Annotated in this window: 25 protein-coding genes; 11 read left to right on the plus strand and 14 right to left on the minus strand. The window is 67.6% G+C overall.

Going from position 1 to position 26,611, the window contains the following annotated elements; all coding sequences use genetic code 11:
- Positions 1-96 precede the first annotated feature (96 nt).
- From rtcR to QUG03_RS13880, 4 genes are all read left to right on the plus strand, one after another.
- Positions 97-1,701, plus strand: coding sequence for an RNA repair transcriptional activator RtcR (gene rtcR, locus QUG03_RS13865; protein WP_500820249.1), 1,605 nt, complete (start codon positions 97-99; stop codon positions 1,699-1,701).
- 78 nt (positions 1,702-1,779) lie between these two features.
- Positions 1,780-2,112 carry a metal-sulfur cluster assembly factor gene (locus QUG03_RS13870; protein ID WP_107799924.1) on the plus strand — a complete coding sequence of 111 codons (333 nt, stop codon included), beginning with the start codon at positions 1,780-1,782 and terminating at the stop codon, positions 2,110-2,112.
- Positions 2,109-3,200, plus strand: coding sequence for a DUF8744 domain-containing protein (locus QUG03_RS13875; RefSeq protein WP_500820250.1), 1,092 nt, complete (start codon positions 2,109-2,111; stop codon positions 3,198-3,200). The genes QUG03_RS13870 and QUG03_RS13875 overlap by 4 nt, the downstream gene beginning before the upstream one ends.
- Positions 3,197-3,601, plus strand: coding sequence for a hemerythrin domain-containing protein (locus QUG03_RS13880; protein ID WP_488877868.1), 405 nt, complete (start codon positions 3,197-3,199; stop codon positions 3,599-3,601). Before QUG03_RS13875 ends, QUG03_RS13880 begins: the two co-directional genes overlap by 4 nt.
- Positions 3,602-3,743: 142 nt before the next feature.
- On the opposite strand, the gene QUG03_RS13885 is transcribed toward QUG03_RS13880, so the two are convergent.
- Complete coding sequence (locus tag QUG03_RS13885; protein WP_107799927.1) at positions 3,744-4,616, minus strand: LysR substrate-binding domain-containing protein; 873 nt, start codon at positions 4,614-4,616, stop codon at positions 3,744-3,746.
- A gap of 100 nt (positions 4,617-4,716) precedes the next feature.
- Here QUG03_RS13885 and QUG03_RS13890 point away from each other — a divergent pair, with 100 nt between their 5' ends.
- Together QUG03_RS13890 and QUG03_RS13895 are read left to right on the plus strand one after the other, a co-directional pair.
- The gene (locus QUG03_RS13890; RefSeq protein WP_488877869.1) at positions 4,717-5,322 is read left to right on the plus strand and encodes a LysE family transporter; all 606 of its coding nucleotides are present in this window, start codon (positions 4,717-4,719) and stop codon (positions 5,320-5,322) included.
- Between the two features lie 80 nt (positions 5,323-5,402).
- Positions 5,403-6,155, plus strand: a complete 753-nt coding sequence (locus tag QUG03_RS13895) for a substrate-binding periplasmic protein (protein WP_500820251.1) — start codon at positions 5,403-5,405, stop codon at positions 6,153-6,155.
- A 115-nt stretch (positions 6,156-6,270) separates the two neighbouring features.
- Here QUG03_RS13895 and QUG03_RS13900 read toward each other — a convergent pair whose 3' ends face one another.
- Positions 6,271-6,693 carry a MarR family winged helix-turn-helix transcriptional regulator gene (locus QUG03_RS13900; protein WP_486636772.1) on the minus strand — a complete coding sequence of 141 codons (423 nt, stop codon included), beginning with the start codon at positions 6,691-6,693 and terminating at the stop codon, positions 6,271-6,273.
- A gap of 82 nt (positions 6,694-6,775) precedes the next feature.
- Here QUG03_RS13900 and QUG03_RS13905 point away from each other — a divergent pair, with 82 nt between their 5' ends.
- Positions 6,776-7,351 carry a YIP1 family protein gene (locus tag QUG03_RS13905; RefSeq protein ID WP_500820252.1) on the plus strand — a complete coding sequence of 192 codons (576 nt, stop codon included), beginning with the start codon at positions 6,776-6,778 and terminating at the stop codon, positions 7,349-7,351.
- A 1-nt stretch (position 7,352) separates the two neighbouring features.
- Here the strand turns inward: QUG03_RS13905 and pgaD are convergent, their stop codons facing one another.
- The 4 genes from pgaD to pgaA all read right to left on the minus strand — a co-directional run bounded on the left by pgaD (position 7,353) and on the right by pgaA (position 13,519).
- On the minus strand, positions 7,353-7,826 hold the full coding sequence (gene pgaD, locus QUG03_RS13910) for a poly-beta-1,6-N-acetyl-D-glucosamine biosynthesis protein PgaD (RefSeq protein WP_107799932.1): 474 nt from the start codon (positions 7,824-7,826) through the stop codon (positions 7,353-7,355).
- Complete coding sequence (gene pgaC / locus QUG03_RS13915) at positions 7,823-9,070, minus strand: poly-beta-1,6-N-acetyl-D-glucosamine synthase (protein ID WP_500820253.1); 1,248 nt, start codon at positions 9,068-9,070, stop codon at positions 7,823-7,825. The genes pgaD and pgaC overlap by 4 nt, the downstream gene beginning before the upstream one ends.
- A gap of 67 nt (positions 9,071-9,137) precedes the next feature.
- Entirely contained in the window at positions 9,138-11,096 is a 1,959-nt protein-coding gene (pgaB, locus tag QUG03_RS13920; RefSeq protein ID WP_227107375.1) for a poly-beta-1,6-N-acetyl-D-glucosamine N-deacetylase PgaB, read from the minus strand.
- Positions 11,096-13,519, minus strand: a complete 2,424-nt coding sequence (pgaA, locus tag QUG03_RS13925; RefSeq protein ID WP_500820254.1) for a poly-beta-1,6 N-acetyl-D-glucosamine export porin PgaA — start codon at positions 13,517-13,519, stop codon at positions 11,096-11,098. The genes pgaB and pgaA overlap by 1 nt, the downstream gene beginning before the upstream one ends.
- A 297-nt stretch (positions 13,520-13,816) precedes the next feature.
- On the opposite strand from pgaA, the gene QUG03_RS13930 reads away from it, so the two are divergent.
- Positions 13,817-14,296: a VOC family protein gene (locus QUG03_RS13930; RefSeq protein ID WP_500820255.1), complete on the plus strand. Its 480-nt coding sequence runs from the start codon at positions 13,817-13,819 to the stop codon at positions 14,294-14,296.
- Positions 14,297-14,306: 10 nt separating this feature from the next.
- Here QUG03_RS13930 and QUG03_RS13935 read toward each other — a convergent pair whose 3' ends face one another.
- The 8 genes from QUG03_RS13935 to QUG03_RS13970 all read right to left on the minus strand — a co-directional run bounded on the left by QUG03_RS13935 (position 14,307) and on the right by QUG03_RS13970 (position 23,553).
- The gene (locus QUG03_RS13935) at positions 14,307-14,870 is read right to left on the minus strand and encodes a MarR family winged helix-turn-helix transcriptional regulator (RefSeq protein ID WP_107799936.1); all 564 of its coding nucleotides are present in this window, start codon (positions 14,868-14,870) and stop codon (positions 14,307-14,309) included.
- A 136-nt stretch (positions 14,871-15,006) separates the two neighbouring features.
- Entirely contained in the window at positions 15,007-15,855 is an 849-nt protein-coding gene (locus QUG03_RS13940) for a 5'-nucleotidase, lipoprotein e(P4) family (RefSeq protein WP_107799937.1), read from the minus strand.
- Between the two features lie 170 nt (positions 15,856-16,025).
- Positions 16,026-18,281, minus strand: coding sequence for a TonB-dependent receptor domain-containing protein (locus QUG03_RS13945; protein ID WP_500820256.1), 2,256 nt, complete (start codon positions 18,279-18,281; stop codon positions 16,026-16,028).
- A gap of 159 nt (positions 18,282-18,440) precedes the next feature.
- On the minus strand, positions 18,441-20,576 hold the full coding sequence (locus QUG03_RS13950) for a S9 family peptidase (protein WP_500820257.1): 2,136 nt from the start codon (positions 20,574-20,576) through the stop codon (positions 18,441-18,443).
- Positions 20,577-20,662: 86 nt separating this feature from the next.
- The gene (locus QUG03_RS13955) at positions 20,663-21,427 is read right to left on the minus strand and encodes an energy transducer TonB (RefSeq protein ID WP_500820258.1); all 765 of its coding nucleotides are present in this window, start codon (positions 21,425-21,427) and stop codon (positions 20,663-20,665) included.
- 1 nt (position 21,428) lies between these two features.
- Entirely contained in the window at positions 21,429-21,848 is a 420-nt protein-coding gene (gene exbD, locus QUG03_RS13960) for a TonB system transport protein ExbD (protein ID WP_107799940.1), read from the minus strand.
- Positions 21,849-22,616 (minus strand): tonB-system energizer ExbB, encoded by a 768-nt coding sequence (gene exbB, locus QUG03_RS13965; protein WP_500820259.1) that lies wholly within the window; start codon positions 22,614-22,616, stop codon positions 21,849-21,851.
- Between the two features lie 94 nt (positions 22,617-22,710).
- Positions 22,711-23,553, minus strand: a complete 843-nt coding sequence (locus QUG03_RS13970; RefSeq protein WP_500820260.1) for a ChaN family lipoprotein — start codon at positions 23,551-23,553, stop codon at positions 22,711-22,713.
- A gap of 345 nt (positions 23,554-23,898) precedes the next feature.
- Between QUG03_RS13970 and QUG03_RS13975 the strand changes: the two genes are divergently transcribed.
- The 3 genes from QUG03_RS13975 (at position 23,899) to nemA (ending at position 26,476) form a co-directional block, all read left to right on the plus strand.
- Positions 23,899-24,495: a TetR/AcrR family transcriptional regulator gene (locus QUG03_RS13975; RefSeq protein WP_107799942.1), complete on the plus strand. Its 597-nt coding sequence runs from the start codon at positions 23,899-23,901 to the stop codon at positions 24,493-24,495.
- A gap of 91 nt (positions 24,496-24,586) precedes the next feature.
- Positions 24,587-25,327, plus strand: a complete 741-nt coding sequence (locus QUG03_RS13980) for an NADPH-dependent oxidoreductase (protein ID WP_107799943.1) — start codon at positions 24,587-24,589, stop codon at positions 25,325-25,327.
- Between the two features lie 48 nt (positions 25,328-25,375).
- Entirely contained in the window at positions 25,376-26,476 is a 1,101-nt protein-coding gene (nemA, locus tag QUG03_RS13985) for an N-ethylmaleimide reductase (protein ID WP_107799944.1), read from the plus strand.
- The last annotated feature ends 135 nt before the right edge of the window (positions 26,477-26,611 follow it).

Consider the following 26,611-nt stretch of genomic DNA (forward strand, 5'->3'; position numbering starts at 1 on the left):
ATCCTTCCACACAGGTCCGCGCCGTCGGTTTCGGCAAAACCGTCATCAAGTCTTTTTTGATAAAATAGTCTATTCAATTATCCAAATAGATAATATATGCACGATAGAGTGGCGATTGGTTTCCTGGGCACGGTGCTGGACCGGCGCGGCCACGGCGCCGAGCGCTGGAAGAAATGGCGGCCCTCGGTGGGCATTTGCGCGCAGCCCGACATGCCGCTGCGGCGGCTGGAGTTGCTGCACGACAACCATCATGCGCGGCTGGCGCAACTGACGGCGCAGGATATCGCCGCGGTGTCGCCGGGCACCGAGGTGCGGCTGCATCCGGTCAATCTGCAAGACCCGTGGGATTTCGAGGAGATGTACGCGGCCTTGCACGACTTCGCCGCGCACTACGCCTTCGACACCGAGCGCGAGGATTACCTGGTTCATATCACCACCGGCACGCATGTGGCGCAGATTTGCTGGTTTCTGCTCACCGAATCCCGCCACCTGCCGGCGCGGCTGCTGCAAAGTTCGCCGGCGCGCCAGGGCCAGCGCCTGGCCGGCGAGGTCAGCCTCATCGACCTGGATCTGTCGCGCTACGACCAGATCGCGCAACGTTTCCGTCAGGAGAGCGACGACACCGTGTCCTTTCTCAAGTCCGGCATCGCCACCCGCAACACGCGCTTCAACCGCATGATCGAGCAGATCGAACGGGTGGCGGTGCGCTCCGACGCGCCCATCCTGCTCAGCGGCCCCACCGGCGCCGGAAAGAGCCAGCTGGCGCGCCGGCTCTACCAGCTGAAAAAGACGCGTCACCGGCTGGACGGCCGCTTTGTCGAGGTCAATTGCGCCACCCTGCGCGGCGACAGCGCGATGTCCGCCCTGTTTGGCCATGTGAAGGGCGCGTTCACCGGCGCGCACGGCGAGCGCGCCGGCCTGTTGCGCAGCGCGGACGGCGGCATGTTGTTTCTGGACGAGATAGGCGAGCTGGGCCTGGACGAGCAGGCGATGCTGCTCAAGGCCATAGAGGAGAAGCGCTTCTTCCCTTTTGGCGGCGATTGCGAGGTGCACAGCAATTTCCAGCTGATCTGCGGCACGGTGCGGGACTTGCGCCAATGGGTGCGCGCCGGCCGCTTCCGCGAGGACCTGTACGCGCGCATCAATCTGTGGAGCTTCGATCTGCCCGGCCTGGCCGAGCGCCGCGAGGACATCGAACCCAATCTGGAGTTCGAGCTGGCGCGCCACGCCGAGCAGCACGGCCTGCGCGCCCGCTTCAACGCCGAGGCGCGCCGCGCCTACCTCGCCTTCGCCGCCTCGCCGCAGGCGCGCTGGCAAGGCAATTTCCGCGAGCTGTCCGCCTCGGTGACGCGCATGGCCACGCTGGCCGACGCCGGCCGCATCGACGAGGACGGCGTCAGCGAGGAGATCGCGCGGCTGCGTCACGGTTGGCAAGACGAGACGCAGGACGAGGCAAGGGACGAGGCGCTGGCGGCGCTGGACCCGGAGCGGGTGGCGCAGCTGGACCTGTTCGACCGCATGCAGCTGGAAGGCGTGTTGCGCGTCTGTCGCGACGCCGCCACGCTGTCCGAGGCCGGCCGCCGGCTGTTCGCCGCCTCGCGCCAGCTCAAGGCCCAGCCCAACGACGCGGACCGGCTGCGCAAGTATCTGGCGCGCTTCGGCCTGGATTGGGAGCGAGTGCGCCGCCGCGATTTAGGCTGAACGGGCTATTGCCCGCTCCCCGCCGCCGGCGTAGCATCCATAAGGTGTAATAAACATATACCTTTAAAGGCGACCACCATGCCGGACCCGCTCTCAGCCGAACAGCAACAGGAAGTGGACTTGGCGCGCAGCTTGCTGCGCCAGGTCATAGACCCGGAAATCGGCGTCAACATCATCGACCTCGGCCTGGTCTATCGCATCGATCCGCAAGCGGAACAGCTGTTGATCGAGATGACCATGACCTCGCCCGCCTGTCCGATGGGCGAAATGATTCTGGACGAGGTGGAGTTCGCGCTTACCCACGGCCTGCCGCCGCAGCGCCGCATCCACGTCAATCTGGTGTGGGAGCCGGCCTGGTCGCCGGAAAGAATGAGCGAGGACAGCCGCCGCCATTTCGGCTGGCAGGCATGAAGGCCCGGCTGCCCTGGCTGGGTCTGGCCGCGCTGGCCCTGCTCTGCGGCGCGCTGGCCGGTCTGGCGCGCCTGGGCTGGGCCGTGCCGGCCGCCGCCGCGGCGCTGGCCGGCTGGCACGGCGCGCTGATGATAGGCGCCTTCTTCGGCGGCGTGATCAGCCTGGAGCGGGCGGTGGCCTTGAACCGCGGCTGGGCCTTGCTGGCGCCGGCGGCCGCGGGCTTGTCCGGTCTGTGCCTGATCGCCGGCCTGCCGCCGCCGGCGGCGCAGTGGCTGCAAACGCTGGCCGCCGCCGTCTTGCTGGCCGGCAGCGTCCAGGTGCTGCGGCGTCAGGCCGCCGCCTTCACCCTGACCCTGGCCGCCGCCGCGCTGTGCTGGCTGATCGGCGCGCTGGCCTGGCAGCTGGGCGGCGATCTGCAGACGGCCGTGCCCTGGTGGCTGGCCTTCCTGATCCTGACCATTGCCGGCGAACGGCTGGAACTGACCCGCTTGCTGCCGCTGTCTTCCACGGCCCGGCGCGGCTTCGCGCTGGCGGCGCTGACGCTGGGCGGCGGCGCGGTCCTGTCGCTATGGCGGCCGGACGCCGGTCTGCGGCTGTACGCGGCGGCCTTGCTGGCGCTGGCCGTCTGGCTGCTGCGCCACGACATCGCCCGGCGCAATGCGCGCCAGCGCGGGCTGACCCGCTATATCGCCGTCGCCCTGCTCTGCGGCTACGGCTGGCTGGCCGTCACCGGCGCATTGGGCCTGGCCGGCGCGCTGCTGCCCGGCCATCCCTGGCGCGACGCGGCCTTGCACGCGGTGGGCCTGGGCTTTGTGTTTTCCATGGTGTTCGGCCACGCGCCCATCATCATTCCGGCGCTGACGCGGCTGAAACTGCCTTACCGCCCGCTGTTCTACGCGCCCTTGGCGGCCCTGCATCTGTCCTTGCTGCTGCGGCTGTACGGCATGCTGGACGGCGCTTTCGCCTGGCGGCGCGCGGCCGGCCTGCTCAATGCGCTGACCCTGCTGTTTTTCATCATCCTGCTACTGAGCAGCCTGCGGCGCGGCCGCGCGCCGGCGAAGCCAGGCCAGAAAGAAGCCACCTCATGAAGCGACACCCCGCGCTGCTGGAATTGTCCCGCGAACACCACCACGCCTTGAAAATGGCGCGCCAGGCCCGGCTGGCCGTCGAATCCGGCGATCCGGAGCGGCAAACCCAGCTGGCCACCGCGCTGCGCGCCTGGAGCGCGGAGGCGCTGGAGCCGCATTTCGCGGAAGAAGAAGCGACGCTGCTGCCGCAACTGGCGCAGACGGAACACGCGGCGCTGGCCGCCCGGGCCTTGGATGAACACCGCCGGCTGCGCGCGCTGATCGCGGAATTGGCCGCGCCGCAAGCGACGACGCTGGCGCGCTTCGCCGAGCTGCTGCAAGACCATGTGCGCTTCGAAGAGCGCGAGCTGTTCGAACGCTTTCAGGCGGGTCTCCCGGCCGGCGATCCGCTCAGCTCTTAGAACCGCTTTACGATCTGCTGCGCATCGTGGATGCGTGACACGGTGAGCCCCCTTTCGAAATGCTCATGTACCACGCGTACATTCCGCTTTCTCCGCCGCAACGCCTTGTCTCCCCTGAGCTCACGAGATCGTAAACACGTTCTTAAGTCAGATTCCGCTCCATCTGCCGGCGCAACCAATCCAGCACCGCCCGCCGGCGCGGGTCACCATCGAAGGGCCGCGACGACAGCAGCACATAGTTGGAGCCGTCCTCGCGAAAACCGGCCGGCGCCGTCAATTGCCCCAACGCCAGCGCGTCCGCCGCCATATAGAGCGAGGCGATGGCCAGCCCCAAACCGGCCTCGGCCGCCTGCAGGCTGAGGTAAAAATGCTCGAAGCGTCCGGCCTCCCCCGCCGCCGCCTCTCCCTGCGCCGCCAGCCAGCGGCTCCACGCTTCCGGCCGGCTGTCCGCGTGCAGCAGGGGCAAGGCGCGCCAGTCTCCGCCCGCGGCCTGCAGCCGCGCCGGCGCGCACACCGGCCCCATCCGTTCCCGCGCCACTTCGGCCACGTGGTCGCCCAGGTTCCAGCCGCTGTCGTCGCGGCGCAGCGCCAGGTCGATTCTCTGTGAGGAAAAATCGACTTTCCCGCCGGCGGCGGACAGCAGCAGCTCGATGTCGGGATGTTCGGCCTGGAAGGCCGGCAAGCGCGGAATCAGCCAGCGCATCGCGATGGTGGGTTCGCAGGACAGCCGCAAGGGCGCGTCCGCCTGCCTTTGCGCGCGGGCCGCGCCTTGCTCCAGCACGCGCAGCGCCTCGGCGCAGCTTTGGCGGAAGCTTTCGCCGGCCGCGGTCAGAAACACCGCCCGGTTGCGCCGCTCGAACAGGGCCACGCCCAACCCTTCCTCCAATTGCTTGACTTGGCGGCTGACCGCGCCGTGGGTCACGCACAGCTCGGCGGCGGCTTTGACGAAGCTGCCGTGGCGGGCGGCGGCTTCAAAGGCGCGAACGGCGGTCAAGGCCGGAATGCGATAGCTCATCTGTGATTTTTCCTCACGCAATGCAAGGACAATAAATCGATTTTCACCGCGCGCCAAGCCCGCGACAATCGCCGCGTCTCCCTTTGAAAGCCTTGTCGCGATGAACGAACTCCTGACCGTAGCCCTGCTGACCCTGCTCGCCGTGATCAGCCCCGGCGCCGACTTCGCCGTCATCACCCGCAACAGCCTGCAATACGGACGCGGCCACGGGCTGCTGGGCGCTTTCGGCATCGCTTTGGGCGTGCAATTCCACGTGCTGTGCGCGCTGCTGGGCGTCAGTCTGCTGCTCAGCCGCACGCCCTGGCTGCTGGCCGGCTTCAAGCTGCTGGGCGCCGCCTACCTGCTCTACATCGGCTACCGCACCTTCGTCCAGCCGCCACTGGCCGCCGGCCCCGCCGCCCGCGGCGGCCGGCAGAGCGCCTGGGCCGCGCTGCGCGCCGGCCTGCTGTGCAATGCGCTCAACCCCAAGACTTCACTGTTCGTGCTCAGCCTGTTCAGTCAGGCGGTCAACGCGGACACGCCGCTGTCGCTGCGCGCGGGCTACGGCCTGTTCATCTCCGCCGCCCATCTGGCCTGGTTCGCGCTGGTGGCCTTGCTGTTCACCCAGCCGCGGCTGCACGCCGGCATGTTGCGCCGTCAGCGCGGCTTGAACCGCGTCATAGGCTGCGCCTTGATCGGCCTGGGCGCCGCGCTGGCGCTGCGCTGAAACCGCCCATTTGTCATCAAACCGGCCCTTTTGTCTGGCAAACTGCCATGCTGTGAACCATCACGCATAACGGACAAGAAATGGTCATATCGGGGACTCTCATCCGCCCGCTGCTGGCGGCGCTCGGCGCATGCTGGGCGCTGACGGCGGCGGCGGCCGACATCAAGGCCTATACCGAGGACCTGCCGCCGCTCAGCTATGTGGAAAACGGCAAGGTCAAGGGCTATGCCGCCGAGGTTTTGCGCCTGGTCGCGGCGGAAGCCGGGCTTAGCCTGGCAATCGAGGTGCAGCCCTGGCTGCGCGCTTACGCCACGGTGCGAAAAACGCCGGACGCGCTGTTGTTCGCCATGGTGCGCACGCCCGAGCGGGAAGCCCAATTCCAGTGGGTGGGGCCGATAGGCCCGCGCCGCGTCTTCCTGTACCGGCTGTCCGCCCGCCGCGACATCCGTCTGAGCGGCGCGGCGGACGCGCGGCGCTATCGCGTGGGAGCGCTGGCCGGCTCCGCCGCCTTCAACCGGCTGGCGGCGCTGGACCCGCGGCGCGAAGGGCTGGACGCCGGCCAGGACGACGCGGCCAATCTGAACAAGCTGCTGCTGGATCGCGTCGATCTGGTGGCGATGCTGGACTGGGCGATGCGCTGGCATCTGGACAAGCTGAAGCTGCCGCCGCGCACGGCGGCGCCGGCCTATTTGCTGGACGGCGGCGGCCAATACTGGTTCGCTCTCAACCCGGCCGCGCCGCCGCAGCGCGCCCGGCGTTTACAGCAGGCCTTGAACCGCCTCGCCGCCGACGGCCGGCTGCGGCTGCTGCGCCGGCGCTATCTGGGCGATTGAGAGCCGCGAACAAAACCTCGCAGAGACGCGCCGACGCAGAAAACGAAGTTTCTGCGAAGCTACAGTACCCGTACAACGCAGGATCAGGGGTTTTGTTAGCGGGTCTAAGCCGGATCTAAGTCGGGTCGAAGCCCGGCGGCGCCAGCTTGTCGCGCAGCAGGCGGATTTCGTCGCGGTGCAGCGCGGCCAGCGCCTGCGCCTGATTGCGTCCGGCCTCGGTCAGATGGATTTCCACCTGCCGCCGGTCCTCGCGGCCGGGCCGGCGCTGCACCAGGCCCAGCTCCTCGCAGCGGCTGACCAGCGCCACCACGCCGTGGTGGTGGGATTGCAGCCGCTCGGCCAGTTCGCCCACGGTGGCCCAGTCGCGGCCCGGATAGCCTTGCACGTGCAAGAGCAGTTGGTATTGCAGCGGCGTCAGGCCGTGGCCGCGGCAGGCGTCTTCGCTGAACCGCAGGAACACGCGCAGTTGATGGCGGAATTCGGACAGGCGTTCAAAATCCGCCTTGCTCAGGATGGGGGAGTCTGGAAAGGGATTCATGCTTGAATTTATATCACATCATGATACATATTGAGAGTATGTTCCGCCCGCCATGCCAGTCCCGTCCTCAAGGAGCTTCGCCATGAAACTGAGCCATTATCCGAAGATGCTGTTTTCCAGCCACGGCGGCTGGGACGAGTTGCGCGGGCGCGCGCCGTCGCCGCGCCGCCTGATGTGGAAGCTGGTGCTGCCGTTCTCGCTGCTGCCCGCCCTGATGATTTGCTACGCCGGACTGGCTCACGGCCGGCTTTACGCGCCCGACGCCGGCATAGAGCGCTGGCTCGCCGCCGCCGCGCTGTTCTTCGTCGCCGAACTGGCCACCGTGCCGCTGATGGCCTGGACGCTGCAAACGCTGGCCGCCAGCCACAAGCTGGCCGCGAGCTTCAAGGATTGCTTCTTGCTGGCGGCCGGCGCGGCGGTGCCGCTGTGGCTGTCCAGCCTGGCCTTGCTGGCGCCGGATCTCGCCTTCAATCTGCTGGGCGCGCTGCTGGGCCTGGCCGCGGCCTTCGCCCTGCTCTACCACGGCGCGCCGGCCATGCTGGGGCTGGAGGAGGAGGTGGAGTCGCAGCACTTCGCGTACAGCGCGCTGTGCGCCGGCGCGGCCGCCTGGGCGCTGTTGCTGGCCTTGGTGCTGCTGCCCTTGTTCGGCGGCTGGTGACTCAGCCGGGCGGCGGCAGCCGCGTCACGGTTTCGATGCGGGCGATGCCGCCCTCGCCGCAATGATGGACCACCGCCACCTTGGCGGCCTGGCCCTCGCGCAGCTCGTCCGGAGACACGCCCAGGTCTTCCGCCAGTTTTTCCAGGGTGACGTTGGGGATCGGGCTGCGTTTCTGCTTGCCGGCGAAGCGCCAGTAGTTGATGCGCGACCACAGCAACAGGCATAGCCCGATCAGCGCGATTTCGAAGCCGTAATCGCGCAGCCTGCCCAGGTGCTCCGGCGCGTCCTGCGCGCGCAGCGCCGCCGGCAACACGTCCCGGCCCCAGATCAGGTAGCCGACATAGGCCAGGGCCGGCAGCCACAGATAGATCCACGCCAGCCAGCACGCCAGGGTCATCAGCCAGGACAGCAGCCGCTGCAAGGCGCTCATATTGTGCGCGGCCTGGATGATCAGGCCGTCTCCCAGCCGGCTCATACCCTCACCCCCCGGTCCGGGCTGACCCAGCGCGCGCGCTTGCCCTTTTTGCGGAACACCGCCTGCGGGAAGGCCACGATGGTGGTGCAGACGTTGAGCAGCCAGTAAACCAGCGGATACCACACCATCCAGTAGTAGTTCTTGCCCAGCTTGGCGTCGTACTGGCTGTCCATCATCTTGCTGATCATGAATTGCAGCATGCAGGTGCCGCCCAGCACCATGCCGTGCCAGCGCGGAATCAACGGCGTGCCCATCTGGGGCAGCCAGTCGCCCAACACCAGGCTCAGCAGCCAATAGACGATGATGCCGGCCATGGTGTAGGACCACACCACGCTGAGGAAGTACTCGGAATACACCGGCCACATGTGGCGGTGGCGCCAGGTGCGCAGCACCCAGGCGTTGCGCATCAGCGCCTGGGTGCCGCCCTTGGCCCAGCGCAGCCGCTGTTTCCACAGCCCGCGCAGGGTTTCCGGCATCAGAATCCACACCAGCGCGCGCGGTTCGAAGCGCACGTTCCAGTGCTTGAGCTGAAGTTTCCAGCTGATGTCGATGTCCTCGGTCAGCATGTCCTCGCTCCAGTAGCCCGCCTGGTAAACCGCGGTCTTGCGGAAGGCGGTGATCACGCCGGAGACGGTGAACAATCGGCCGTAAGTGCGCTGCGCGCGCTTGATCAGGCCGATGATGGCGGTGAATTCGCCCACCTGCAGCCGTCCCAGCAGGGTGGTGCGGTTGCGGATGCGCGGGTTGCCGGTGACCGCGCCCACGCGCGGCGAAGTCAGGAAATGGCGCATCAGCCATTTGCCCGCGTACGGGTCCAGCAGCGCGTCGCCGTCTATGCACAGCAGGTATTCGTGGCGCGCCAGCGCCAGCGCGGTGTTGAGCCCCACCGCCTTGCCCTGGTTGGTGGCCTGGTGCACCACCCGCAGCCGCGGATGGGCGGCGGCCAGTTCGTCCAGGATGGCGCCGGTGGCGTCCCGGCTGCCGTCGTTGACCGCGATCACTTCGAAGTCCGGATAGTCCAGCGCCAGCGCGTAGGCCAAAGTCTCGCGCACATTGTCTTCCTCGTTGTAGCAGGGCACCACCACGCTCAGCGGCGGATAGTCCAGCGCCGGCGGCTGATTGAGCGGCGGATCTTTTCTTTCGTAGTGGAGGTAGTAATGCACCGCCCCCACCATCCACAGATAAGCCATGAACAACGGATAAAAAAAGGCATATGCCAGCAGCAGTATCAATGCCAGGTTCACAACACTTCTCCTCGCCCCTTGATGCGACGGGTCATCAATCGTCCATGCGGTCTCCCGCCGCCGGCCTTCATTCTTCCGGCCTCGCCGTCAGCGAAAACACTCGCTTGAACGTCTTCAGCCTGGGCTGGTCCTGGAACAGGTCGTCCGGGTAGTAGGCGATGTGCCGCGCGCCCAGGGTGTTGAGTTCGCGCACCGTGGCCGCCAGTTCCGCGGTGGGAATCGGCTTGCGGCTGCGCCAATCGACGGCCTGCAGTTCGAACACGGTTTTTTCCAGCGCGCCGGGTTTGGCCGCCACCTTGTCGAACAGCCGCCGCAACCAGGCCTTGGGCTGGGCCGCGTTTTCCATATAGGGCATCGCCATCACCGCCACCCGGTCGTAGCGGCTCAGCGCGCTGTCGAAGGACTGGGCGAACCAGGTTTCCGACTCCGGATTGAGCACCACCTCGGCGTAGAGATTGCGCGCGGTGCGCAAATCCGGCTGGTATTGGCGCACCACGGCCGCCAGCTCCATGCTGAAATCGTCCAGCAAGGCGGTTTTGTCGCGCGTCCAGCGCGCCATCTGTTCCGGGTCCGCGCGCACGTCGGCCACGCTGGCGGCCAGGCCCCGCCCTTGCCGCGCCTGCCGCGCCGCCGGGCCGGCGTCTTCGAAGTCGGACAAGGTGGCGTCGTCGTGGAACAGCAGGCCGCTGAAACGCGAGCTGCGCGCCAGGTCTTCGTAAATCTCGCGGATCAGTTGGCGCACCGGCGGCGAATACGGGGTCAGCCGCGCATAGCCCTGCACCTTGGCCTGAGCGCCGCCGCCCTGCTCCGCCAGCACCCGCTCGCCGGCCAGCGGATGGCCGGCCGGCAGCGCGAAGCCCAATAAGGGCATCCAGGCGTAGACCCTGACATTGGCCCGGGTCTGCAATTGCCAGGCGGCGCGGTTGAACAGGTCCGCGCGCATCGGCAGGTGGCGGTTGGGGAAATACAGCGCCTGCGCCACGCCGTCGCCGTCGGGATCGGCGAAGGCCTGCAGGTAAACGGTGCTCGCGCCCATGGCCTTGACCCGGTCCAGCAGCCGGCCCAGGTTTTCGTCCTGGCGTTTGGGATCGGGATCGTAGATGTAGTCCAGGTCCACGTGCATGATGCGGCTGGGTTCCGGCCGGACGCCGTCCGGCCAGCCGTTCAGCTGCTTGAATTGATAAGCCAGATCGCCCAGATCCATATTGGCGTCCAGCAACACCCGGCGCAGCGAGGACAGCGGGGTGTCGCGGACGTTGATGCCCGCGCCCAGCCCCATGGTCACCGGCATGCCCTCCTGCGCCGCCACCCCCGCCGCTTGCGGCGAGTAGCTGCCGTAGGGCCACACCATCGCCCTGGGCGCCACGCCCAGCCGCGCCTTGAGCAGCGCGCTGTTGCGGCGCAAATCGTCGCGGATGCGCGCCAGATAGGCCGATTCGCTTTCATAGCCGCCGGCGCGGAAGGCGCGGGCGGTCAGCGCCGGTTCCAGATTGCCCTGGGGATTGGCCAATACGCCCAGATGCGAGGCGTAGCTGTGGCTGGCCACTTCCACCAGGCCGCTGGCCCGCATTTCGCGGATCTGCGCCCAGCTCAGGAATTTGCTCCGCCCCGCCACGCCGTCGCCGTAGCTGACCTGGCTGCCCTCGGGCGCTTCCAGCCAGCTGCCCACCAGCGCGATCACGGCCGGCGCCCGGAACAGCTTCAGCACCGGATAGACATTGGTGTACACGCTGCGGTAGCCGTCGTCGAAAGTCAGCAGCACCGCCTTGTCCGGCAAGGGCTTGCCGCCGGCGCGGTCGTCCAGCACCTGTTGCAGGCTGACGAAGCTGTAGCCCTGGCCGCGCATCCACTCCATTTGCTTCACCAGCGCGCGGGCGTCCACCGCGAACGGGTCCGAGGCGCCGCTGTCGGTCTTGTCCACCTCGTGGTAGCACAGAATCACCAAGCGCCCGGCCGCCGCTTGCGCCCAGCCGGTCCACAACAGGCAGGCCGTCGTCAGGGCCGCCAGCCATTGTTTCATTTTCATCAGAAGCGCCAATCCAGATTGAGATAAACCTTGTTGCCGGCTTCCGCCTTGCCGTCATAGGGGTGGCGCACCCGGGTAAAGCCGTAACGCAGGCTGCCGCGGCTGCCCCAACGCCACTCCTGTTCCAACAGCAGGCCCCACACGCCGCCGGCGCCGAAGTCGCGCTGGGTGTAAGTGCCCAGCGTCAGCCCCAGGCGCTGATGCCAGGTGGTTTCGTATTCGCCCCACAGCTTCCATTCCTGCATCGCCGTCACCGAGGCCTCGCCGTCGGCGCGCGGATTGAAATAGCGGGCGGACGTCACCGCGTCGTTGGCGCTGGCCGCCAGCGTCAAAATGGTGTTGAGTTTGTAACGCGGTCCGCTGACCCAGCGCTGGTCCCAGTTGGCGGACACGGCGCGGCGCAGATTGCCGTCGGACAAGGACAGGGCCTCGGCTTGCAAGGCGTAGCTGCGGTAGTCGTCGGCGCGGTACTGCAGGCTCAGCTGGGTCCGGTTGCCGCGCACATCGTCCAGGCGGCCTTTCAACGGCGCTTCGGCGCTGTTCAATTCAAAGCGCGCGCCCAGCGTCCAATAGTCGTCCGGCGTCCAGTCGTAGCCGGCGAAAGCGCCGCCGCGCCGTCCGCCGTCGATCTGGCCGGTCAGGCCGAATTCGCCTCGCCCCTGCTCGCCCCGCCATTCCGCGCCCATGCCCAGCGCCTCGTAACGAGCCGACGCCGTCTCGTTCACATAACTGGCGCGTTGCAGCTGATGCAGGCCGAACAAGCGCCAGTGGCCGAACGGCGACGAATACAAGCGCGCCGAGCTCTCCCAGGCGTTCTGCTCGCCCGCGCCCTGGCCACCGCTCAAATCCTTCTTCCCTTCCAGCACCAGCTCCGGCCGCCGTTCCAGCCGGGCGCGCTCCCGCAACTGGCGCACGCCGGCGTTGTCCACGTCCAGTTCGTTCAGCCGTTGCAACTGACGGTCCGCCTCGTCCAGCTCCTGCAAGTCCAGCGCCGCGCCGGCCAAGCCGGTCGCCGCCGCTTCCGGCTGGTCCGGTTCGTCCACGCCCAGCCGGGTGAACACGCCGCGCGCCCGCCGCGGCCAGCCGCGCATCAGGGCCAGGCTGCCCTGGTTCTGCCGCAGCTCCGGATTGAACGAGGCGTCGTCCAGCAGGGCTTCCATCCGCTCCCAGCCGCCGCGGGTGTCCTCTTGATAGGCGGTGACCATCGCGTCCAGCAAGGCCACGCGCTGAAACGCCGGATTGAACACGCGCCGGCCGCTGGCGCGCTCGGTCTTCTGCCGGGGCGTGGCGGCTTGCAAGGCGGTCAGTTCCCGGCGGCAGGCCGCGTGCTGGCCGGACTCCAGCAGGGCGTAGACCAGGCCGATGCGCCAATCCAAGGCCTCGTCCGCCTGCGGCGCGTCGCGCAGCGCCGAGCGGTACAGTTCCTCGGCGCGCAGCGGCTGGCGCTGGTTGAGATAGGCGTCGGCCAAGGCCGCGCGGGCGTACGGCGACCACGCCTGGCCGGCGCTCTGCCGGTCCAGGGCGACGGCCTGCGCCGACAGGCCGCGCTGCTGCAGCATTTGCACGCGGTCGTCCGCCGCCAGCGCGGCGAACGGCGGCCGCGCGGCTTCCGGCCGCGCCGCGATGTCCTGATTGAGCTTCAGCGCCGCGTCGGTTTGCGTGTGCCGGCCCGGCCCGCTGTCCTGGCTTTCCTGAATGCGTCCCCAACGGCTCAAGGTCGCCGCGCGGTCGAAATCGATCTGCAAAGCCAGCCGGGGATCCGCGACGGACGCCTGGTCCGCCTGCCATGGCGCGCCCAGGCGCAACAGGCAGCCCAGATAGCTGCGTTCCAGTTCCGGGTCACCGGGAAAGCGCGTCCGCGCGCGGATCAGATAATCCAGCGCCTGGGTCAGGTCCCCGCTTTGCAGCAAGACGTAAGCGCGCGCGCGGCTCAGCTCCAGTTCGTCGGCCGGCGCGCCGGGCGGCGCGGCGTCCAGCGTGGCCAGCGCGGCGGCGGCCTGTCCGGCTTCGGCCTGGGCCATGGCCAGGCCGGCGCGATAGCCGGCCGCGGGCTGACGCGCCAGCAACACGCGGTACAGCCGCGTCGCTTCCGCCGCGTCGCGCTGATCGCGCGCCGCTCGCGCCAAGCGCGCCAGGGTGTCCGCCGACATCTCGGCCTCATGTCCGGGCAGCAGCCGCAGGGCCTCCGCGCCGCGTCCGCTCCAGCACAGCAGGGTCAGATAATCGTCCAGCAAGGGCGCGGGCAGCGGTCCACGCGCGCGCTCCCGCTCCAATAGCGCCAGCGCCGGCGCGGTCTGCCCCGCCCGGGCCTGGACGATGGCCGCCGCGTACTCCGGCTGTTTCCAGACCGGCGTTTCCGCTCCCGCCGCGCCGCCGGCCAACAACAAACCAGCCGCCAGGCTGGTGAATAGATTTCGCGTCATGCTTGGCCCGTCAAGGTCTATCTCAACATCAAGTTACAAGTCATTAAACAGATATTAGATTCCATCCAATTAGATAGCAAATTTTTTTTCTATTTAAATTTGTTATTTAAAATAATCCGCATGAAAAACTACCCGCATTGCATGAAGGCAATATAGCCGTTGGCGCGCGGCTTGCTGGCTTGGCTGAGGTTTCCGTCTGTCCCGCTCAAAATACGCTTGACGTATAATACGTATAACGTACTATATAGCGACAGGCGGCCGCCTCTATCGTCACCCTCCACTTAAGGAAGCACACTAATGGCTATCGAAGTATTGGAATTGCACCATCATGGCTTGCGCATGCCTCTGAACCTGGTTGAGGCCATGGGCGCGTTTTACCGCGACGTGCTTGGCCTGGACGCCGACGCCGGCCGCTGGCACATCCCCGGGGTGCCCGGGTTTTTCCTGGACCTGGGCAACGACTGCCAGATCCATCTGCTGGGCAACGACGGCGTGTCGCCATACGCTCAGGGCGCGGATCAGGATCCGGTGGACAATCATGTGGCGCTGGCGGTGCGGGACATCGCCCAGGCGGAGGCGGAATTGCTGCGGCAAGGCATCGCCCACTGGCGGCAGGCCAACGTCGCCGCGCCGGAATTGACGCAGTTGTTCCTGCGCGACCCGGCCGGCCACCTGATAGAGCTGCACCAGATCGGCCATTGCCGCTGCAAGGCTAGCGACCGCGCCCGCGCGGACGCCTTGGCGGCGTCCGGCGCTCAGCCCAGCGCGCCGCGCTGAGAAAGCGGCCTCAGTCCGCTTTCAGCCGGCACCACACTTTGGCGAGCAAAGGCCAAAGCGCCGCGCATTCGCTCTCGTCCAGCGCCTCGGTCAGGCGCTGGCAGGCGCGCCAGAAGCCCGGCAGCGCCTGTCTCAGCAGTTCCCGGCCGGCCTCGGTCAGGCTCAGCCCCAGGCTGCGGCGGTCTTCGTCGCGCAGTTGCCGTTGCAGCAGACCGCGCCGTTCCAGCCAGTCCAGCTGGCCGGTGACGGTGGAGCGGGTCACGCCCAGATAATCGGCGATCGCCGACGGGGTCAGCGGCCCGTTCCGCCACCAGCCCTGCTCTTGCAGCGAAAACAGCATCAACACGTTCAGCTTGCTCTCGGTCACGTCCAAGGCCTGCAAATCCGCGTTCACCGCGCCCAGCACATCGTCGCTCAGCCACAGCAGCAGCAGGCCGAGCCCGGCGCGGGTCCGGCTCACCTCCTCGCCGGCGCTGTGCGCCAGCAATTGCAAATGAGGGGCGATGGCCGGCTCCAGTTCGCGCGCGGCGGAAGAATCGGACGGGGAAAGAGGGGCGGTGGCGTCGGCGGACATGGCTTCAAGACATTGAGGAGGAATCAAACCCGCGGCGGGCCTTGCCGGCCGCGGAAGCGAGGGCAGCGCGCGGCGCTCCCGCGGCTATCATAGTGGCCGGCCCGGCGCGACGCAAACGCCCGCCGGGCCCGGCCACTCAGGGCGCCGGCTTCCAGGCGGACTTGCTGGCCGCCTTCTTGAAGATCTCGCGGTTGCGGTCCGTGGCCGGCGGCTCGGAGTCACCGAAAATCGCCCGCATCCAGTGGCCGTCGGTGGGATTGGGCATCAGGATGAATTTGCGGCCGAACAGCTCGCGGTCCTCCTCCATCAAGCGCGCGCGCTCGTCCACATCCTTCACATAGTATTTGCGCTGAAAATCATTGAGATTGTCGCCCAACATCGCCACCACATGGTATTGGGCGGCGATCTCCTTCTGCCGCGGCTCCTTGTTGGAGCTGTCGCGCAGAATGGTCACATGCTTTTCGTCGACGAAGGGAAAACCGGCGGCCCGCAGATTGCCCAGAGCGTATTCATAGGTCTTGTCGCCCTGATCGCGGCTGCTGACGTAGAACACTTCCACGCCCTGGGATTGGGCGTAGTTGAAGAAGTCCAGCGCGCCGGGCGTGGCGGTCAGCTTGTTTTCCGGAATCCATTTGTCCCAGATCGCGTCGTCGAAGAAATCCCGGTCCTGCTGGATCAGATAGCCCCAGTAATTGACGGCGTTGAGCACGGTGTCGTCGATGTCGGTGATCACCGCCAGCGGTTTGTCGCCGGGCTTGCGCGCCGCCAGCGCCTGATCCAGCCGCATCCGCGCCAGATTGAAAGCCTGATGGTAGAGCGCGCGGTATTCCGCCGCGGTCTGCTTCCAGGCCGCGGCGGCGATCAGCAGATTATTGCCGCCGTTGCCGGACGGGCCGTTGCGATTGTCGGCCTCGGCGGCCTGCGCGCCGTGTCCTACGCTGAGCGCGCACAAGGCGGCGATGGCCGCGCGGCTGAGCTTGTTCATGGAGATCTCCTTTGTCGTTTGGTCTTGTCCAGGTTCCGGTCATGCCGGAACCTGGACAATCTACCCTGAGACGACCTGGCTTTGAACCTGTTTATGATCTCGCGAGCTCAGGCGAGACAAGGCGTTTTCAACGCCGTATCGCCGGCGCGCAGCAGATCGTACGCAACTTCTTAAAAGCGCAGTTCGGTGGCCAGCATATAACTGCGGCCGCGCGCCGTGCTGTTGGGCGAGATATCGGGCGACTGCGACGGAAGCGAATTCAAGGTGTTCAGCGGCTCGGAGTAGCTGCGGTTGGCCAGGTTGCGCACGCCGGCGCGGATCAGCCATTGCTTGTTGACGCGATAGCTGGCGTAGAGGTCGATGATGACCGGATTGGCCTTCTGCTCCTCCTTGAGATAGGCGCTGGTACTGTCGTCCTGCAACTGGTCCGGCGACAGCCGGCGGTTGGCGCCGTCGCGCTTGAACAGCGCACCCACTTCCAGCTTGCGCTCCAGCCAGCGGCTGCCCAGATCCAGCGTGTAGTACTCGTCCGGCAGCTCGCTGACATTGCCGACGGAGAACATGCCGCTGGCGAAGGAGGTCGGCTGACTGGTGTGCTCACGGCTGTAAGACAGCCGCGCGTAGACGAAGCCGGCGTCGTAGTCCGCCTCCAGCTCGAAACCGCGGGTGCGCACCGGGGTCAGCGAATTGGTGTAGATGGTCATGCCGTCGTTGTAGTCGTCGGAACCATTGGACCAAAACTCGTCCAGCGTGCACTTGCGTCCGCCCTTGCACACATTGAAGGCCTGGCTGGAGATGTAGTCGGCGATGCGGCTGCGGTAGAACAGCGCCTTGGTGCGCAGGGTGTCGCGCTCGCTCAGCAGGCCGTGGAACATCGACGTCACGCCCAATTGGTAGGTTTCGGCGCGTTCGCTTTTCAGGAAAGGGTTCATCGACTGACCGCCGGAATTGGCGAAGAAGACCTCTTGCGGATTCGGCCCGCGCATGGTGCGCGCATAGCTGGCGAAGGGCTGGAACCAGGGTTTGATCTCGGCGGACAGCAAGAGCGAGGGGTTGAACGCGCTTTCTTCCAGCTTGATGTCGGCCGCGCCTTGCGGGAAGCATTCCACGCGCGGATCGCAAGCCGGTTTATGGCCGCTGAGCGCGAAGCGGCTGTAGTTGAGATCCGCCTGCAGCGTGTAAATGCCGCGGCGGAACTCCAGGCCGGTGAACAGGCTGCGGATTTCCTGGCGGCCGGCCGGCGCGAATATATTGTTTTCTATCGCCTGCTGGTTGGCGTCCGGGTTGTCGTCGGTGCTTTGCACCATGCTGTTCACATTGCGGGTGAAGCGGTTGCGCATCCATTTGCCGCCGACGCTCAGCGTGGCGTCGCCGCCGGCCAGGCTGAAACGGCTGCTGTTGCGCGCTTCCAGCGCGTCGCCGATGTTATCGGTGCTGCTGTTGTAGAAGCTGAACAGGGAACCGCGCTGATAGGCCTGGCGGCCGCGGCCGTGGCTGGCCAGCACGGAAAAGTCCAGCCATTCCGAATGCGGGGTGTAGTTGTACTTCAGGTAGAAGTCGTCGCTCTGGATGTCGCGGCGCACGAAGTTGTTGCGGTAGCGCCGCGCGGACAGTTCCGCCTCGTGAACATCGCCCACGCGCAGATTGGCCTTGAACATTTGCGACTGCGGGTTCTGGGTGAAGTGCTCGTCGTAGCCGAAGCCGAAGGCCTCGCTGTCCACGCCCTGGGCGTTGCGATAATTGCCGCCTATCGAGCTGCTGCTGATCGCCCCCAGCAGGCCGAAGCGCACGCCGGGCGCCAGTTCCGTCCGCGCCGCGCCGGCCGCCATGCCGCTGCGGCCCAGGCCGTTGCTGCCCACGCTGTACTTCAGGCGCGCGCCCTGCTGTTGGCCGTCGAAGATCACGTCTTCCACGCCCAGAGTACGGAAGTTGGCGCTGCCCGCCAGCGCGTTGACGCCGCTGGCGCCGCCGCCGGTGCCGCGCGTGACGTCGACGCCGACGATGAAGTTGGGATCGATCAGCGCGCCGAAGGAACTTGACGGCGCTGCGCCGTGGCTCAAGGAAGACGGCGCCGAACCGTAATAGTTCTGGCTGACGCCGTCTATCATGGTGTTGACCCGGCCCAGGCCGCTCAGGCCGCGGATATTGACGCTGACCGCGCCCTGGCCGGGGTCGATCTGGGTATAGGTGCCGGGAATCCCGCGCAGGATGCTGTCCAGCGATTGCAGCTTGGTGTTTTCACCGCGGCTGCTGACCGCGCCGGGTTTCTCCAGCGCGCGCTGCTCGTCGCTCAGCGCGTCTCCGGACACCACCAAAGGTTTGAATTCAACATTCCCCTGCCCGGCGGCGTTCTCCGCCGCGCTGGCCGGAGCGGCTGCCACCGCCAGCGCGGCGCCGACCAGCCGGGCCATCATTTTCTTTTTCACAAGCAAACTCTCCACAGTGATCGCCGTCCGCCGCGTCAGGCGCGAAAACGGACGGCTTGGAACAGGAGAGCCGCGGGCCAGGCGGCCAGGCGGGGGACGAAATGGACATGGCGACAGGCTCCAGCCCGCCGCCGGCGCGGCCGGCGGCGGGGATCAAGATTAGCTTCCGGCTTGCGCCGCGGGCGGGGACGGCGGCTCGGCGTCCACCGTCAGCAGGAAGGCGTAATCGCGCGCCGCCGCCTCCAGCCGGTTCAAGCGGCCGGACTGGCCGCGATGGCCGGCCGTCATGTCGGTGAACAGCAACAGGCGCTGGCCCAGCCATTGCCGCTCGCGCAGCTTGGCCACCCATTTGGCCGGCTCCCAGTACGGCACCTGGCCGTCGTGCAGGCCGGCGCTGACCAGCAGATGTGGGTAGCGTCGCGCGGCCACATTGTCATAGGGGCTGTAGGCCTTGATCCAGCTGTAGGCGTCGGCCCGTTCTGGATTGCCCCACTCCCCGTACTCGCCCGTGGTCAGCGGCAGCGTAGGGTCCTGCATGGTGGAGAGCACGTCGACGAAGGGCACTTGCGCCACCACCGCGCGGAATAGCTCCGGCGCCTGGTTCATCGCCGCGGCCACCAGCAGGCCGCCGGCGCTGCCGCCCATCGCGTACAAGCGGCCGGGCGCGGCGTAGCCCTGGCGCAGCAGGCCGCGGCCGGCGTCCACGAAATCGTTGAAGCTGTTGCTCTTGCGTTCCAGCCTGCCCTGGCGGTGCCAGTCCTCGCCCAGTTCCCCGCCGCCGCGCACGTGGACGATGGCGAAGACGAAGCCGCGGTCCAGCAGGCTGAGCTGCTGGCTGCCGAAGGCGGCGTCCATGCTGGTGCCGTAAGCGCCGTAGCCATAAGCCAACAAGGGATTGCCGCCTTTGCGGAACAAGGATTTGCGGTAGACCAAGGACACCGGCGCGCGCGCGCCATCGCGCATCGTCAGCCAGACCCGCTCGCTGCGATAGTCCCCGGCCCGATAGCCGGCGATCGCCTTGCGCTGCAACAGACGGCTGCCACCGCTGGCCATGTCCCATTCATAGGTGGAGGTCGGCGTGCTCATCGAGGAATAGCCGTAACGCAGGCGGCCGCTGTCCGGGTCCGGGTTGTAGGCCAGCCAGGCGCGGTAGCTCGGGTCCGGGAAAGCCAGGCTGCGCTCCTCGCCGCCCCGCCAGGCGATGCGACGGATGCGGGTCAGCCCGTCCGCGCGCTCCTTAACCACCAGGTAGCGGCGGAACAGCTGGAAGCTGTCCAGCTCGCGCTTGGGGTCGGGCGGCAGCACCGCCTCCCAATCCGCGCCCGGCGCCGCCGCGCGGTACAGGCCGAAGCGCCCGCCCCCGTGGTTGGAACGCAGGTAGAAGCGGTCGCGGTAGTGATCCAGATAGTATTCGCGGCCCGGCCGGCGCGCGGCGAAACGCCGCGGCGACGCGTCCGGCGCATGCGCGTCCAGCAGCCAGGTTTCCGAGCTGTCGGCGCTGCTGGCGATCAATTGCAGATAGCGGCGCGAGGCGGTATTGGACAGGTTCAGCGAGAAGGCCTCGTCGTCTTCCTGGTAAACCAGCGCGTCCCGGCTCTGCGGCTGGCCGGGGCGATGGCGGTAGAGCTGGTAGGGACGCAAGGTTTGCGGGTGCAGCTTGACGTAAAACAGGCTGCCGCCGTCTGCGCTCCACTGCAGGCTGCCGGACGCCTGCTCCAGCGTTTCCGGCAGCCAGCGGCCGCTGGACAGATCGCGCAGCGACAGCCGCGAGGCGCCGCGCGCGCCCAGGTCTTCCGCCGCCGCCAGCATGGGCCGGCCGGCGGCCACGCTCCAGGCGCCCAAGCGGTAGTAACGCTGGCCGGCGGCGCGTTCGGTCCCATCCAGCAGCAACTGCCAGCGGCCGCCGGCGGCGGGCTGACGCTCCAGCCGCGGCTGCTGGCCGCCCGGCGCATAGCTTTCGCGATAGCGCCAGCCGCCGTCGACAAAGGGCAGCGAGCTGTCGCGCTCGCCGATGCGCGCCCGCATCTCGGCCAACAGCGTGCGGCGCAGCGGCTCGGCGGCCGCCAGCTGGGCTTCGGCGTAGCGGTTTTCCGCTTCCAGATGAGCCAGCACGTCCGGCCGGCTGCGGCTGTCGTCGCGCAGCCAGGCGTAGTCGTCGACGCGCACATCGCCGTGCGCTTCCAACTTTTGCGGCCGGCGTTCGGCCTGCGGCGGCGCGTCCGCGGACGCGGCCGGCGCGAACGCCAGCAAGACGCCGGCCAGCGCCGCCGCGGACAGATGGGAATTCAACTTCATGCGAACCTCGATTCAGGATGCGCGCCGCCGGCGGCGACGCGAAAAACCGGATGGATAGGCGCTACAGGACGGGAGCGGAACCGGGCTTAAGATTCGCTCAGCTCGAAGCGCATTGGCAGGCTGACGCTGACCCGGCCGCCCTTGAGCAGATCCGCCGGCGGCGCCGGCAAGGGCTGGGCGCGCTGCAACATGGCGGCGGCCTCGCGGTCCAGCGAGGCGGTGCCGGAGCCGGCCAATTGCTGGCTGGACAAAACCCGGCCGTCGGCGTCGACGACGAAGCTCATCTTGACCACCCCGTCGCGGCGGCGGCGGCTGGCGTCTTCCGGATAGCGGCGGAAACGCGCCAGATGGCTTTGCACCCGTCCCTCCCAGCTCTGCTTCAGCGCGCGCGCCGCGCCCTCGCTATTGAACGGCGCGGCGGCGACCTCCCCGGCGTCGGCCCGCGGCGCGGCGCTGCTGGCGGCCGGCGCGGATTGCGAGGCCTGCTCGCTGTCCCGCGCCTCCGCCTTGTCCGCGGGCTGTTCCCGGCTTTGCCGCGCCGCCAACAGCCGCGGCGCTTCCGCCTCGGCCAGTTTGGGCAGCCGCTCCGGACGGCGCTCGGCCTTGGGCCGGCTGGCGGCGGCGGCCAGGCTTTGCTGCGCGCCGGTGGGCAGCGGATGGCTGGACGGCTCGGCGCTGACCTCCGCGGCCCACACCCGCATCACGGCGGCCGGCGCGGCCGGGGCCGGAACCGGCTCGGCCACGGACAGGTATAGGCGCAGCGCCAACAGCGGCGCCCCCAGCGTCAGCAGACAGGCGTTGCCCCAGCTGGCCAGCGGCAGCGGCGGACGATCCCATGCGGCGACGGCCATCTCAGCCGCCCTCGCGGGCGACCAGGCCGACGCTCAGATAGCCGGCCTCGCGCAAAGCGTCCATCACCGCCATCACGTCTTCGTAGCGCGCCTGGCGGTCTGCCTGGAAAAACAGCGGGGTGTCGCGACGGCCGCCGCTGTCGCGGTCCAGCCGCGCGGCCAGCTCCGCCAGCGTCACCGGCTGCTTGCCCAGTTGCAGCGAGCGGTCCTGATTCATCGTCAAATAAAGGGGCTTGTCCGGCCGCGGCTGCTGGCGCGCGCTGGAGGCCGGCAGTTCGATCCGGGTGTCCACGGTGGACAGCGGCGCCACCACCATGAAGATGATCAGCAGCACCAGCATCACGTCGATGAAGGGGGTGACGTTGATATCGGACAGCTCCGCCAGGCCCTCGTCCTGGCTGCTGGGAAAACCGCCGGCCATTCAAGCGCTCTCCGCGCGGACGTCCAGCTCTCGGCTGAGCAGCAAGAGCGCCAGGCCGGCCGCCTGCTGGCTGCGGCCTTTGTGCCGGGCCAGCGCGCGGCTGAACAGGTTGTAGATCACCACGGCGGGGATGGCGGCCACCAGGCCGACGGCGGTGGCGAGCAAGGCCTCGGCGATGCCCGGGGCCACGGTGGCCAAAGAGCTGCTGCCGCTGCGGGCGATGCCGACGAAGCTGTTCATGATGCCCCACACCGTGCCGAACAGGCCGACGAAGGGCGCCACCGCGCCTATGGTGGCCAGCAGGCCGATGCCGGCGGCCAAGCGCCGCCCCTGCTCCGCCTGCCATTGCTCCAGCCGGAAGCCCGCCCGCGCCTGCACGCTGTCGCGCGGCGCGCCGGGCGAGGACAAGCGCAGCTCGGCGTCGGCTTCGGCCAGCAAGCCGCGGGCCGGCTCGTGCGCCGGCTGCGCGGCGCAGCCGGCGCGGGCCTCGCTCAGCGTGGCGGCCTCGCCCAGCAGGCTGAGCGCGCGGCCGGTGGCGCGGTCGGCGCGCCACAGCGCCGCGCCCTTGACCAGCAGCACCACCCAGCAGGCCAGCGCCGCCAGCAGCAGGCCCAGGATCACGGTCTTCACGACCGGGTCGGCTGCGCGGTACATGCCCAGCGCGCTCAGGTCGGCCGGCATGGCTGCGCCGGCTTCCGCCAGCGCCGTCAGCGGCCAGCACGCGCCTGCCAGCGCGCAGCCTGTCGCCGCTCGTTTCATGGTGTTCATCATCGGAAATCCAAGCGAAGTTTTATTTGTTCGAGTTGAGAATGTTATACGTAATGAGAATCATTATCAATATATAAGCGCAGCCCAACCGCGCTCAAGGCCGGGCCGGCGCCGTGAACCAGGCGTAATCGCCCTGGCGCGCGTCCAGCTTCATGCCCTCTTCCGCCAGGATCAGCACCCGCAGCGGCGTTTGCGGCTGCAAATCGCGCACATGCAGCGGCACGCCGATGTCGGCGGCGGCGTGATAAGCGCCGGCGATCAACAGCGCCGGCGCCGGCGCGGCCAGCAGCCGCTCGGCCATGCGCCGGTCCCGCGCCTGCTGCACCGCCAGCATCGAGGCCAGATGCTCGGCCTTGACCTCCCCGCCGTGCTCCTCGCGGATCAGTTCGCTCAGCTTGGCGCGCACCTCAGGCCGCGTGGAGGCCTGGCCCGGCAATTGCACCTGGCTGCGGTACACCGCCTGCATCTCGTTCCTGTCCAGATTGGCCGCCAGCACCGGATAAGGCGCGCGCATCACATGCTCGGCCAGTTTGCCGTACAAGGGCCACGGCCAGCCCGGCAGCCAATCCACCGCCTGGACGAGCGCGGCGCCGGACAGCGGCTGGCCGGCGCGCAGCCGGGCCTGCGCCTGTTCCACCTTGGCCTGCTGCGACGGGGTCAGCATTTCCAGCAGCACGCTGCCCTGCGGCCGCCGCGCCGCCAATTCCGTCGCCAGCCAGCGTTCGATGCGGTGGTGCTCGCGGTTGTCGTGCTTTTCCCCCACCAGCAGCCGCGGCGCCGGGGCCAGCCGCTGCAACAATTGCGCCGGCTGCAAAACTTCGCCGCTGCGCAGGTCCACAATGCGGCCGGGCGGGTCCCCGGCCGGTTCGGCCTCCTGAGACAGGGCCGCGCAGCCGCTCAGCAGGACGATGGCCAGCAGCTTCCAGATTGACTTCATAAGGTTTCCTCTCGCATCGTCGGCTTAGAACCTGTTCAAAAATCTGCTGCGCTTCGTGCAGCGTTACATGGTGAGCACCCGCTCAAAATGCTCAGTGCCACGCGTACCTTCCGCTTTTCGCTCGTTTTCGCCTTGTCTCGCTCTTGCTCGCGGGATCATGAACAGGCGCTTAGCGTAAAACCCGGCATTGTAGTTGCAATTGATTCTTATTATCAATATTTACCATGCCAAAAGCATGCCAAGCCCGCCTGATTCGCCGGCCTCGCCCTTGTCGCCAGCGCGCGTCTCTTCCAAGGATTGAAAAATTTCTTGAAACTAGACGACCGGTCTAGTAGAATTTAGCCCATGTCACGTCCCAACCAGTTTTCAGACACTCGCGAACACCTGCTGGCCACCGGCGAAGCCATCATCCTCGGCAAGAGCTTCTCCGCCGTGGGCCTGGCGGAAATCCTCGGCGCGGCCGGCGTGCCCAAGGGTTCGTTCTACCATTACTTCCGCAGCAAGGAAGGCTATGGCGTGGAACTGCTGCGTCGTTATTTTGAGAAATACGACGGCAGACTGGTGAGCTTTCTGTCCAAGGACGCCGGCAGCGCCCGCGATTGCCTGCTGCATTATTTCGACGGCTGGCTGGAAACCCACCGTTGCGATCAGCCGCAGCGCTGTTGCCTGGCGGTGAAGCTGGCCGCCGAGGTCTCCGACCTGTCCGAGCCGATGCGCGAGGCGCTGGCGGAAGGCATGGGTTTCGTGGTGCGCAATCTGGCCGCCTGCATCCGCCGCGGCCAGCAGGAAGGCTCGCTGGACGCGGACCTGCTGCCGGACGAGACCGCCAGCGCGCTGTACAGCCTGTGGGTGGGCAGCGCGCTGCTGTTCAAGACTCAACATTCGCGCGCGCCGCTGTTGGCGGCGATGGCGCACACGCAACAAATTCTGCGCGCGCCCTAGCCAAGGCGAGGCCACGCCCTCCCCCGCTCCCCGGAGCGGGTTATTTTGACATTAAAACTAGACGACTGGTCTACTTGAAGGAGTCCCAAGCATGAACTCGACACTGGAACTAATGCAAGAGCACCGCAGCGTGCGCAGCTACCAGGACAAACCCATTCCCGCCGAGGTGCTGGACGCGGTGCTGGACGCCGCCTGGAAAGGCCCCACCTCCATCAACGGCCAGCAGGTGTCGCTGGTGGTGGTGCAGGACGCGGAGCGTCGCCAAAAAATCGCCGAAATCGCCGGCGGCCAACCGTGGATCGCCCAGGCGCCGGTCTTCGTCGCCATTGTTCCCGACTTCTACAAAACCCGGATCGGCGTGGAAAAAGCCGGCGCCGAGCAAGTGATCCACAACAGCGTGGAAGCCTTCGCCGTCGGCGCGGTGGACGCCGGCATCGCCCTGGGCAACCTCATGACCGCGGCCCGTTCCGCCGGCCTGAGCGTGGTGCCCATCGGCGGCATCCGCCGCGACCCGCAAGCCATGGTGGAACTGCTGGAGCTGCCGGAACTGACCTTCCCGCTGGTGGGCGTGGTGCTGGGCTACGCCGATCAGGACAGCGCGGTCAAGCCGCGGCTGCCGCGCGCCAGTTTTGTGCACCGCGAACGCTACCAGGCTGCGGAACTGCCGGCTATGATCGCGCAGTACGACGCGTCCATCATGGATTACTGGAAGAGCATTCAGCGCGCCGACGGCCAGCCCTGGTCCGCCAACACCGCGCAGTATTACCGCAACGTGTATTTTCCGCAGGTCGCGCCGGTGGCGCGCAAACAGGGTTTCGGTTTCGATCTGTGATCGCGCCCGCCCACTTTTCCCCGCTTAAATAGAGCCAAGGACATCGCAATGCAAGCCGACAAACTGTTCACCCCGCTGCGCGTAGGCGCCGTGACCCTGAAAAACCGCGTGGCGATGGCGCCGCTGACCCGGCTGCGCAACACCGAGCCGGGCGACGTGCCCACCGCGCTGGCGGAAACCTATTACGCCCAGCGCGCCGGTGCCGGCCTGATCGTGGCGGAAGGCACCCACATCTCCCCCACCGCCAAGGGCTACGCCGGCGCGCCGGGCATCTACAGCGAGGCGCAAGTGGCGGCCTGGACCAAGGTCAACGCCGCGGTGCACGCCAAGGGCGGCCTGACCGCGCTGCAACTGTGGCACACCGGCCGCATTTCCCACCGCTCCTTGCAGCCGGACGGCGAAGCGCCGGTGGCGCCGTCGGCGATCCAGGCCGACAGCCGCACCAATATCCGCGCCGCCGACGGCAGCCTGGTGCGCGAGCAGTGCGACACCCCGCGCGCGCTGGAAGTGTCCGAACTGGCCGACATCCTGGAAGACTATCGCCGCGCCACCGACAACGCGCGCCGCGCCGGCTTCGACCTGGTGGAAATCCACGGCGCCCACGGCTATCTGCTGGACCAGTTCCTGTCGCCGCAGGCCAATGTCCGCACCGACGAATACGGCGGCAGCGTGGCCAATCGCGCGCGCTTCCTGCTGGAAGTGGTGGACGCGGTGGTGTCGGAATGGGACGCCGAGCACGTGGGCATCCGCATCTCGCCGCTGGGCGTTTTCAACGGCATCAGCAATACCGATCAGCTGGAGATGGCGCTCTACCTGGCCGAGGAACTGGCCAAGCGCAAACTGGCCTTCCTGCACATCTCGGAACCGGACTGGGCCGGCGGCCCAGTGCTGGACGAGGGCTTCCGCCAGGCGCTGCGCCAGCGTTATCCGGGCGTAATCATAGGCGCCGGCGCCTACACCGCGGAAAAGGCGGAAACCCTGATCCGCCAAGGTTATATCGACGCCGCCGCCTTTGGCCGCAGCTATATCGCCAACCCGGACCTGGCCGAACGCCTGCAAAGCGGCGCGCCGCTGAACCCGCCGGACCTGGCCACCTTCTACGGCGGCGACGCGCGCGGTTACACCGACTACCCGGCGCTGAACGGCTAAGCCCACCACTCACCGCCAGGCACGCGGCGCGCCTCCCCCATGGGAGCGCGCCGCTTTTTCATGGCCGCACCCATCCGGGCTTGCCGGCCGGCTATTTTCCGCCCGCGGCCGATACCGGCCGCGTAAGCGAGCATT

Source organism: Chromobacterium sp. CCUG 30098, from assembly GCF_059916605.1.